Below are 11,336 nucleotides of genomic sequence, written 5' to 3'. Positions count from 1 at the left end.
CAGTGCACACTAGAAGCTTTTTTATAATTAAATTTAAGAGTAACCTCTGTATTATTTTGCTTTTGAAACCGTTTCTGCAGGAGCATTAAGTTTTCTTGATAATTCCAATGATATTGATGAACGATCAAAAGTTAATTTACCTGCGGTAGTTTCTAAAACTACGGCATCATTTTTTTCGCTTATTTCAAAAATTTTAGCGTGCAACCCACTTTTAGTAATTACCCGATCTCCTTTTTTTAAATCAGCTGCAAATTGTTTTTCTTTTTTTTGACGTTGCATTTGCGGGCGTATCATAAATAGATACACTACCACAAACATTAAAACAATCGGCAAAAACTGTTGAAAATCTCCCATTAACTACCTGCTTCTTCTGTTTTTGGCTTTGGAGTTACCGACGCCTTAATTTTTATTCTTTCCTTACCTGTTTCCGTATTTGCAGTAATAGTTACTGTTTTTTGTTGTTGGTTAGGTTTGTTTGTACTATTGAATTTCACCATTATTTCTCCTGTTGCTCCTGGAGCAATTGGTGTATTTTTTGGGTATGTTGGTACCGTACATCCACAACTTCCTTTTGCATTAGTAATTACTAATGGTGCTTTACCAGTGTTTGTAAATGTAAATAAGTGCTCAACCACATCTCCTTCGTTAATAGTACCAAAGTCATGCTCCAATTCATTGAATTTCATTACAGGAAAATCACCTGCTTTTGCATCACGTTCAGCAGCTTCAACTAGTTGTTCTTCACTTACTTTATCTGAGGCATTCTTTTTACATGAAACCAAACTCATGGCAAAAATACCTGCAAGAATTAAAATTCCTTTTTTCATGATAATAATTTATTTGTTATTTATTTAGGGCTCTAAAGTAATAAATTTTTAATTTACATTAAACCTCGACCCATTTTATTTAAGGTACCTAGCTCCTTATATTCTTTTGAAAGCTTGTCTAATATACCATTTATAAAAATACTACTTTTTGGAGTGCTGTATTCCTTTGCAATTTCTAAATATTCGTTAATGGTTACTTTAACAGGAATTGACGGAAACTTTAAAAATTCGCAAATTCCTAACTGAATCATTATTTGATCCATTACTGCAATACGTTCCCTATCCCAATTAGGCGTTTTGCCTTCAATTTCGGCTAAAAACTGATTTTCATTTAATTTTGTTTTTCTAAATAAGTCTTGAGCGTACAAAATATCATCATTGTCTTTAACCAAGGCAGGAAGTCGTAACGTTTGGTCGCTAGATGCTTTAATCCTTTTCAAAAAAGCACATAATGCGGTATTTACTAATGGAATGTCATCTACCCATGAAAGTTTTTTATCCTCGTAATAATCGTAAAGCTTATCGTTTGGTGCAATTATTTCTTTGTAAATATCCAGAATAAAATTTCGATCCTGTTTAAAAGAATCTGTTTCAGCACTCATATAGGCTTCATACAAATCGCTTTCAATAATTTCTTTAAAAAGTATTTTTACGTAATCATCATCTAAATCCCAATAGTTGATTTTTAAGTCCTCAACTTCCTCAATCAATTCCTCATTACGCTCCAATAGTTTTAACAAACCATTATTAACAAATCTACTGTTAGGATTTTTTTCAGCGTCAGTGGCCAATTGCTTTTTTTTATTTGCATTTAAAATGTATTCCGCATGCTTACGAAGCGCAACAAGCAAATCCAAGTTAGCTACAAAAAGCACACGTACCTGATTCATGCTTTCCTTTAAATACTTTAATTCAACATCTAGTTGGTCACTTTGTTTCTGTTTCATTGCAAAAAGTGACTGCATCACTTTTATACGAATATGTCTTCGTGTAAGCATAAAATATAAGAACGTTTATTATACATTTTAACGCTGCAAAAGTACTACAATTATCAAAAGAGAGCATTACAAATTTTAAAATAAGTTAGGCATAAAAAATTGACGCCATCTACTATTGGCTAGTTAATTAAATAAATAGTCACTTACGCTCATAAAAGATAGAAAGTAGCGTTTTTTTGGAATGTTTTCAACTCAAGACATAAAATAAGTATACTTATTACTTTAAGCCGATAACCACAAAATGACATAAGACTTAGAACAAGGAACAATTACAATTTGTCACTTTATTTTTAGAACATCGTGCAAGATAGCAATTACTAAAACAAAGCAAGACTCAAAGTTTTATGCAAACACACTTCATTAATTTACCCTAAAAATAAAAACCCTCCAACTCACAACTCACAACACACGACCAACAACCAACAACCAACAACCAACAACCAATTAAATATAGAAATCATAAACTAAATGCAAGCAAACTCCATTTAGGGATATTCCCCTTATATTTGTTTTAAAACCTATAGCTCTTGAAAGCATTAAAACACCTCAACAAATACTTTATAAAATACAAAGTTCGCCTGATTTTAGGGTTATTTATAGCAGTAACATCTAGGTTGTTTGCCGTTGCTGTTCCTAAATTTGTTGGGGATATTGTAGCCGAAGTTGAGCAGTATATAAAAGGAAACATTACTGATATTGCTGTGGTAAAACACAGTTTACTCGTCAATATTCTGCTCATTATCGGAAGTGCTTTACTTGCAGGCTTCTTTATGTTTTTAATGCGCCAAACGTTTATTGTAGTTTCAAGATTTATTGAATTTGACCTCAAAAATGAAATTTACGCGCATTACCAAAAACTATCCTTAAGCTTTTATAAAATAAATCGTACTGGCGATTTAATGAATCGAATTAGCGAAGATGTTGGAAAAGTTCGTTTATATGCTGGACCAGCTCTAATGTACAGCGTAAACACCATTACACTATTTGCAGTAGTTCTTACCTACATGAGTAGTATTGCCCCTAAACTTACATTGTACACCATTGCTCCGCTTCCAGTACTTTCCTTAAGTGTTTACTATTTAAGTGTGGCCATTAATAAACGTACCACTATAGTTCAGGAATACCTATCAAAATTGACCACATTTACCCAGGAATCGTTTAGCGGTATTGCCGTTTTAAAAGCTTATCAAATTGAAGGTCGCACCAATACTGATTTTAATGAACTTGCCAATCAAAGCAAACAAAAGAGTATTGACCTAGCTAGGGTCCAAGCATTATTTTACCCACTTATGGTTTGCCTAATTGGTATAAGTAATATTATTGTTATTTACATTGGCGGAAAGCAGTACTTAAATGGTCAAATTAGCGACTTTGGGGTACTGGTGGAATTCATCATTTTTGTAAACATGCTTACTTGGCCTGTAGCTACAGTAGGTTGGGTTTCCTCAATGATACAACAAGCTGAAGCATCCCAAAAAAGGATAAATGAGTTTTTAAAAACTATTCCAGAAATAAAAAATAAAGAAAATGCTATACCAGTTTCCATTACTGGAGAAATTAATTTCGAGAATGTTGATTTTACCTATCCTGACACAGGTATTCATGCCCTAAAGAATCTGTCCTTTAACATTAAAGCTGGACAAACCGTAGGCATTATTGGGAATACAGGTTCAGGCAAATCCACAGTTCTTGAACTTATTGGACGTTTATATGATCCTACAAAGGGAAAAATTAGTATTGATAAACAACCCTTAAACAGTATTAATCTACAAAGTTTACGATCTCAAATGGGTTATGTACCTCAGGATGCATTTTTATTTAGCGACACCATAGAAAACAATATTTGTTTTGGAAAAAACAATGCCACTGAAGCAGAAATGATTGAAGTTGCTAAAACAGCATCAGTTCATAAAAATATAAAGGACTTTAAAAATGGCTATAAAACGCTGCTTGGCGAAAGAGGTGTTACCCTGTCCGGAGGTCAAAAGCAACGTGTATCAATTGCTCGTGCATTATTAAAAAATCCAAAGATTTTACTTTTGGATGATAGTTTATCAGCTGTTGATACAGAAACTGAGAAGCAAATTATAGAAAATTTCAAAGCTTTGTCAGAAAAAAGAACGACAATTATTGTAAGTCATCGAATTTCTTCTGTTAAAAATGCCGATCTAATTCTTGTTTTAAAAGACGGAAAACTAATACAAAAAGGTAACCATAAGCTACTTACAAAAAATTATGGATACTATTTGGACTTATACAAAAAACAATCACAACAAAAAGAAGTGTAATTTTTTTGATTGTATAAGTTTTTTTTTCATTTTTGAGTAACAATAATTAACCAAAACTAGAAATTAATATTATGGGGGACTACGGAACGATGGAGAAAGAAGAAATTTTTTCTAAAGTTTTAAGAGCAGGAAGAAGAACTTACTTTTTTGACGTACGAGCAACTAAAGCTGATGACTACTATATTACCATTACCGAAAGTAAAAAATTTACTAATGATGATGGCTCTTTCCATTACAAAAAACACAAAATCTATTTATACAAAGAAGATTTTGAAGGATTCACTGAAATTTTGAACGAAATGACTGATTACGTTATTAAAGAAAAAGGTTTAGAGGTAATCAGTGAAAGACACCAAAAAAACTATCAAAAATCATACGACAGTAATGGCAGCGAAGCTACTCTTGAGGTAACTTCCAGCAAAGAAGCATCAAACGATTTTACAAGCATAAGTTTTGATGATATTTAAACTAGCTTTTTTTAATACATACTAATATTACGACCACTAACTAGCTAACTACTAAAAGCAACACTATTCTTTTCTGAATTTGTTGCTTTTTTTTATTACAAGTATTTATGGATTTTCCTAGCGTAGCCTTTTTTGATCCCATTTTTACTAGTTCTCATTTTGAATTACTTAAATAAAAACTAGAGATCCTTTTCTTGGACAAAAAAGCATTTTGAATAGATAATTTGATGTCAAATACATTATTATTACACCTATCATTTCCCTTTTATTAGCCTGCTAGTAAATGTTAAGCTTAAAACCAGTAAAAAATATATCTGTTTTGTTACTTGAATTAAAAAATTAATTTTTAAAAAATTTTATAATTTTTAACACGAATTAACAATAAGTTAACAAACTCATTTGCAGCCATCAAAATCTTGCCAAAATCAAGTGATTCTTATTACGAACCTACCAGCTAATATTTACAAATACTATCTACTAAAATTTTTCGTTATGCTTAAAAAAAGCTTATGAAAAATTATTTAAAATTACTCCGAACCAAAGGGAAATCAAATGCCCTTAACAATCTACGAAGCGTTTTCAGTTCCAGAATTATTGCTTCAATAATTCTTGTTTTATTATCTGCAAACTTTAAAGGGACAGCACAAATTGATAAATCAGTTCGGTTTGTTTACATGGTGCCTACCGATAAAACATTTAATGAAGATTATGTTACCGGAATTGAAAACATAGCCATTGACCTACAAAGATGGTTTCATGAACAATTAGGAGGACGTACTTTTGCTATTAATACCCCAATAGTTGAGGTTATCAATAGTAATAAAGATTCCTCTTGGTTTATAGAAAACCCCAACGTCATTTTTGAAAGACGCTTCTGGCCTATATTTAATACTATTGTTGAAGCTAATAAATTGATTGGCGCAGAACAAAGTGACCCTAATTTTATTTGGCTAATTTTTAACGACATCCCGGACGACAATGGAGCTTCTAGGCCTTCCATTGCCTATTTGACTGGTAACGATCTGGCTGGTTCAATAAATCAAAATCCTAATATTACTGGTCCAAATAGGATTATAGGTGGTGTGGGACACGAATTAGGGCACTCCTTTAGTTTAGTCCACCCAGAAGATATACCAGAAAATCGAACTGCCATTATGTGGACAGGAATACACACCTATCCCGATGCTATTTTAAGGGAAGATGAAAAGGAAAAAATATTAAATCACCCCAGATACAAATTTTTCTTTCAAACTGATGTGTACTCTTGTGATGAAGGCGTTCGGTGTTATGATGGAAATCTTTGCACTATAGATGACAAATTTGATGAAAATTGCAATTGTATTCCAGGTCCTGAAAGCGACAAATTCGATTGTACTGAGACTGATGAGCAAACTTTAAGTGTAACTACAAATGTAATTCATAACAACAACGTACAATCTTTAAGTATATATCCAAATCCCACCAAGGATATTACTCTTTTAAAAGGGGTATTTAAAGGAGATACAGTTAAAATTATTGATGCACAGGGGAGCGAAGTTTTTAAAACCACCGCATTAACTGACAACTTTGAGATTAACACGAGTGACTGGGCTATAGGCGTTTATTTTGTTATTGTAAATAATAAAAAATCATCCGTACAAATTGTACACAACTAATCCTACACGGTAAAATAAAAAAAGTCTTTAATGCAAAATTGCATTAAAGACTTTTTTTATTAACCTTAGGGTATTTTACCGCAAGGCGTTCCTACTTTACATCCATCAATTCCACATCAAAAACTAAGGTTGCATCTGGCGGAATTACTCCTCCAGCTCCTTGTGATCCGTATCCTAAATGTGGCGGAATCACAAAACGTGCTTTATCTCCTACTTGTAATAAGGCAATACCTTCATCCCAGCCAGCAATTACATGCCCCATTCCTAATGGAAAATCAATAGGCTCATTTCTTTTGTAAGATGAATCAAACACAGTTCCATCAGGTAATGATCCTTTGTAATGTACCGATACCGTTTTTCCTTTTTCAGCCTGGGCACCACTTCCTTTATTAATTACCTTATAGTGCAAACCACTTTCGGTTTTATCAAAACCTTCTGCTAAATCAGCCAATAATGCTTCTGATTCTTTTTTTGCTGCCGCTTCTCTTTCCGCTTTGACTCCATTGAATAGCCTAAATGCTTCAACCGCATTAAAAGCTTCTGCTGCAGCGCCTACTCTAATAATTTCCATGGTTTCAATAGCATCGCCTTGGGCAATGGCATCAACCACATCTTGTCCTTCAACTACATTTCCAAAAACAGTGTGCTTTCCATCCAACCATGCGGTTTCCACATGCGTAATAAAAAACTGACTTCCGTTTGTTCCTGGTCCAGCATTTGCCATGGATAATATTCCTGGTCCACTATGAGTTAAATCTGGATGAATTTCATCATCAAATTTGTAACCAGGATTCCCTGATCCTGTTCCTTGCGGGCACCCTCCTTGTATCATAAAATCAGGAATTACACGATGAAATTTTAGTCCATCGTAATACTTTTCTCCCTGAGGCTTCGCCGAATTTTCAAGATTCCCTTCTGCCAAAGCAACAAAATTCCCCACTGTTCCCGGCGTTTTTTCAAACTCTAAATTGACTAAAATCGCTCCTTTTGTAGTGTTGAATTTAGCGTATAATCCGTTTTGCATACTGCTTGATTTATAGTATTATAAAATTAATGCATAACCCATTTCACTATTTCCAATGCAACGGGCTTTTACACGCTGCAAATATACTTTCAGTATACGAAGTACACAATAAGATTCCCAGTTGTTTTAAAATTTAAGAACAACTAATCTTTGTAAAATTTGATCGTTTTATACGCATCAATTTTTAAAAAATAAATGCCTGTTGGTAGTTCCTCAATTGCTATGGTAGTTGTGCTCGTGCCTGCACGGAGCATGTTCCCCGAAACATCAAATAATTTGTAGGTTTCAAATGGTGTTTGTATATCAATTTTACCTTTCAAAAATGAAATATCAAGATTTTGAACACCCAGTTTAGGTAATTTATTTGACAATGTAGCCTCATTACATGTATTTGAAAATTGCCGATTAGTATTAAAATCATTTTCAATATCAATAGCTACATTTTTAAACACCAATTGCTCCCCTAATACCGATGTGGCTCTTAAGGTCATTGGCGTATTTATACCACTAGGTTCAATAAAAAAATTAAACAAAACTCTATTAATTGCTGTCCAGCTTCCATTGGAGTTTTTATATTCTAAAGATTCAATAGCCTGAGTTAAATTTCGTATTTGGATAGCAGTCCAGTACTTAGTAGAGCCACTTTTAAAATTGATTTTTATAAATTGATTTTCAGATTTTAACGGACAATTAACAAATTTCCAAGTAATTGGAATCCGACCCGAAATCGGATCGTCGATTAAAGCAAAGGCCGCACCATTCAAATCCACATCCCCTTCCTTACATTCCGGACAACGATCCACTACTTTAACTACTACTGATTTTCCTGCAGTACCTTCCACTTTTATACAAGCTCCGCAAGCTTGGCTTCCGTTATAATCAATAGTATTTAAGGCGCAGTGCAAAATATCATCCGCAGCCAGCGGCAAGCCACAATTACCTGCTGAACTGCCTGCTACGCCTCCATAAAAAGTTCCTTCACCGCTATGGATAGTAGTATCACAATTTTGAGCATTTATCACAGAAATTGCCAAAAAGAATGCAATAACTAATCTTATTAATAAACTTGATTTTTTAAGTAAAAACATAGTGTTTGTTGTGATCGGTTTTCAAACACTATACTAGGCATAATTTCATCGCTTTCAACTCATAACAAGTAGGATTACACTTATAAATAATTATAAAAAAATCATAAGTATCCGATAAAGACTTAGGATCACTTTATGTCAAGAAACGCGAACCAAGATTAGATTCTAAATACACTTAGTAGGATTTGCTTTTTAAATATCACCCCCTACAGCAAGTTTTGAAGGTACAGATCTAGGAACCTCTTTATCAAAATTGGTATCATTTAATGAATTCAAAAAAGACTCAATCAAATTAATATCCTTTGCCGTAATAGTCACTTTATTAATCAACGTATCTAAATCTTTTGCTGCTACATTAGGGTTTTTTACTTTTTTCCCTGCGATTTCCTCATAAAATTCCAATACTTTTTTTAAACTATTGAATTTCCCATTATGCATGTATGGCGCTGTAAATTGCAAATTCCGCAATGTTGGTGTTCTAAATTGAAATTGATCTTTGGCTCCTTTATCTGGTGCTGCTAACTTTTCATTTTCAATCATACCTAAGGTATGTAATTTGTAATCGGAAAACATGGGGCCACTATGGCAATTGGCACAGCCTACTCTTTTAAAAATTTTAAAGCCTTCTTTTTCAGAAATAGAAAGTGCGTTATCATTACCGCGTAAAAATTGATCAAAACGAGAATTTGGAGTAATCAAACTTCGCTCAAAAGTAGCTATAGCTTTACCCAAATGAATAGCTTTAATCACTTTATTATCAAAAGCTTTCCTAAATAGTTCTTTGTATTGTTTATTGCTATTTAACCTTAAAACAATTGAATCTAAAATAGCCTTTTTTGCTATTCTGAATCCACGCATTTCTTCCAAGGATTTTATAGGTTCGAGTGCTTGTGCCTCTAAACTTTCCACTCTATTATCCCAAAACATAGGAGCTTTTTTAGCTGAAACTTGTCCTGTTTCTGAAATACCATTAAAAGCGGTATTTAAAATGGTATGTGCATTTCGCTTTACAAAAGACAATATACTATCCATTTTGACAATTTTTCGATGAGCTCCAAAGCCTTTTCCATTAACACCAATTGAAAGATCTCTAAACTCAGCATAACCGTTTTTGGGGTGATGGCAGGTAGCGCAGGCTACGTTCTTTTCTCCAGAAAGGATGGGATCAAAAAACAACAATTTTCCTAAAGCTATTTTTTCTTCAGTCATTTGATTATCTACAGGAGCCTTTACTTTTAAAGGAAGTGGTAGATAGACTGCCTCTTTTTTTGCAATCAAAGTAAACGAATGTTGCTTTTTACAACCCGCTATACACAGTACTAAAGCTACATATTTTAAATATTCCACAAATCCCATCATTCAAAATTACGTTAAGAAATAGAAATAGCACAAAAAAAATAGACCCACTAACTTGTGAGTCTATTCTAAATCTATACCGAAATAAACTTCTATGCATTAAAAATCAACATCTTTTTAAACATCCATTTTTACTCTTAGCTATCAGCCATTAGCTCCTTTATAAATATTATAAAAGCCAACAGTTAAAGGCTAATTACCAATAGCTCACTGTACTATTTTTAAAAGCGAAATGTACTAAGTGCTTAGTTTTAACTTTTCAAAAAATTCAGGTACCCATTCTAACTATACTCATAAGTACCATAAGCACTCTTGATTGTTAATTTTTTAGTTTCAGATGCTTCTACACGTCCTATAATTTGTGCATTTACGTTAAAGCTCTTGGAAATCCCAATGATATCTTCTGCGACAGCGGGATTTACATACAATTCCATACGGTGCCCCATGTTGAATACCTGATACATTTCTTTCCAATCGGTCCCAGAGTTTTCTTGTATCAATTTAAACAAAGGCGGTATATCAAAAAGATTATCTTTTACAATATGATGCTGATCTACAAAATGAAGAATTTTAGTTTGTGCTCCTCCACTACAATGCACCATTCCATGAACATCGCTAGTGCTGTATTTTTCTAATAGTTGCTTAATGATTGGTGCATAGGTTCGCGTAGGCGAAAGCACTAATTTACCGGCATTAATAGGGGCTCCTTCAACTGTATCGGTTAATTTTGTTTTTCCGGAATACACTAACGCTTCGGGTACCGCAGCATCAAAACTTTCAGGAAACTGAGTAGCCAGTTCCTTATCAAAAACATCATGGCGTGCAGAAGTTAATCCGTTACTGCCCATCCCTCCATTATATTCAGTTTCGTAAGTTGCTTGACCAAAAGATTCCAGCCCTACAATTACATCGCCTGGCTGAATATTGGCATTATCAATAACGTCAGCACGTTTCATACGCGCTGTAACGGTAGAATCTACAATAATTGTACGTACCAAATCACCTACATCAGCAGTTTCTCCTCCTGTAGAATGAATGGTTACCCCATGGGCTTTTAAATCCGCTAATAACTCCTCCGTACCATTAATAATTGCTGAAATAACCTCGCTAGGAATTAAATTTTTATTTCTGCCTATGGTGGATGATAACATGATGTTATCCGTGACACCAACACATAACAAATCGTCAATATTCATAATCAATGCATCCTGAGCAATGCCTTTCCATACCGAAATATCTCCTGTTTGTTTCCAATACATATAAGCTAGTGAAGACTTAGTCCCTGCACCATCCGCATGCATAATCAAACAATGATCATCGCTCCCTGTTAAATAATCCGGCACAATTTTGCAAAAAGCTTTTGGAAAAAGCCCTTTATCAATATTTTTTATCGCACTGTGTACATCTTCCTTTGAGGCAGAAACACCTCGTTGCGCATATCTTTTACTAACTTCTTGACTCATAAAACAAGTATTGGTTTGCAAAGATACTACAATACTAAAAATGTGTAAAAAGATAATTCATATTAAGTTTATTATTTAAAAAAATGGAATTGTTTTAGCATCATTTCCGTTTAAACATACTACTGAATATACATGCCATAAACGACTTCTTTTTCATCAATACTTGACTG

General features: G+C 33.5%; 10 protein-coding genes. 3 read left to right on the top strand and 7 right to left on the bottom strand.

Translation table 11 applies throughout. The features are described from left to right. Window positions 1-51: 51 nt before the first annotated feature. The 3 genes from yajC to GMC_RS0116415 are packed head-to-tail and all read right to left on the bottom strand — an operon-like array spanning window position 52 to window position 1,792. Complete coding sequence (gene yajC / locus GMC_RS0116425; RefSeq protein ID WP_010523179.1) at window positions 52-354, bottom strand: preprotein translocase subunit YajC; 303 nt, start codon at window positions 352-354, stop codon at window positions 52-54. Continuing rightward, window positions 354-827: a DUF1573 domain-containing protein gene (locus GMC_RS0116420; protein WP_010523178.1), complete on the bottom strand. Its 474-nt coding sequence runs from the start codon at window positions 825-827 to the stop codon at window positions 354-356. Before GMC_RS0116420 ends, yajC begins: the two co-directional genes overlap by 1 nt. A gap of 53 nt (window positions 828-880) precedes the next feature. After that, the gene (locus GMC_RS0116415; protein ID WP_010523177.1) at window positions 881-1,792 is read right to left on the bottom strand and encodes a transcription antitermination protein NusB; all 912 of its coding nucleotides are present in this window, start codon (window positions 1,790-1,792) and stop codon (window positions 881-883) included. Between the two features lie 560 nt (window positions 1,793-2,352). Between GMC_RS0116415 and GMC_RS0116410 the strand changes: the two genes are divergently transcribed. From GMC_RS0116410 to GMC_RS0116395, 3 genes are all read left to right on the top strand, one after another. After that, the gene (locus GMC_RS0116410) at window positions 2,353-4,113 is read left to right on the top strand and encodes an ABC transporter ATP-binding protein (RefSeq protein ID WP_010523176.1); all 1,761 of its coding nucleotides are present in this window, start codon (window positions 2,353-2,355) and stop codon (window positions 4,111-4,113) included. 71 nt (window positions 4,114-4,184) lie between these two features. Then, entirely contained in the window at window positions 4,185-4,580 is a 396-nt protein-coding gene (locus GMC_RS0116405) for a PUR family DNA/RNA-binding protein (RefSeq protein WP_010523175.1), read from the top strand. Window positions 4,581-5,089: 509 nt separating this feature from the next. After that, window positions 5,090-6,235, top strand: coding sequence for a T9SS type A sorting domain-containing protein (locus GMC_RS0116395; RefSeq protein ID WP_010523174.1), 1,146 nt, complete (start codon window positions 5,090-5,092; stop codon window positions 6,233-6,235). 91 nt (window positions 6,236-6,326) lie between these two features. Here the strand turns inward: GMC_RS0116395 and GMC_RS0116390 are convergent, their stop codons facing one another. From GMC_RS0116390 to GMC_RS0116375, 4 genes are all read right to left on the bottom strand, one after another. Then, window positions 6,327-7,259 (bottom strand): peptidylprolyl isomerase, encoded by a 933-nt coding sequence (locus GMC_RS0116390; RefSeq protein WP_010523173.1) that lies wholly within the window; start codon window positions 7,257-7,259, stop codon window positions 6,327-6,329. Window positions 7,260-7,402: 143 nt separating this feature from the next. Further along, window positions 7,403-8,347: an expansin EXLX1 family cellulose-binding protein gene (locus GMC_RS0116385; protein ID WP_010523172.1), complete on the bottom strand. Its 945-nt coding sequence runs from the start codon at window positions 8,345-8,347 to the stop codon at window positions 7,403-7,405. A gap of 192 nt (window positions 8,348-8,539) precedes the next feature. Then, entirely contained in the window at window positions 8,540-9,706 is a 1,167-nt protein-coding gene (locus GMC_RS0116380) for a cytochrome-c peroxidase (RefSeq protein WP_010523171.1), read from the bottom strand. A 278-nt stretch (window positions 9,707-9,984) separates the two neighbouring features. After that, window positions 9,985-11,166 (bottom strand): AIR synthase related protein, encoded by a 1,182-nt coding sequence (locus tag GMC_RS0116375; RefSeq protein WP_010523170.1) that lies wholly within the window; start codon window positions 11,164-11,166, stop codon window positions 9,985-9,987. Between the last annotated feature and the right edge of the window lie 170 nt (window positions 11,167-11,336).

This window comes from Aquimarina agarivorans (assembly GCF_000218485.1).
In the GTDB taxonomy this organism is placed as follows: Bacteria; Bacteroidota; Bacteroidia; order Flavobacteriales; family Flavobacteriaceae; genus Aquimarina; species Aquimarina agarivorans.
The sequence above is the reverse complement of the archived record's forward strand: the minus strand, read 5'-3'. Positions and strand labels throughout refer to the sequence as shown.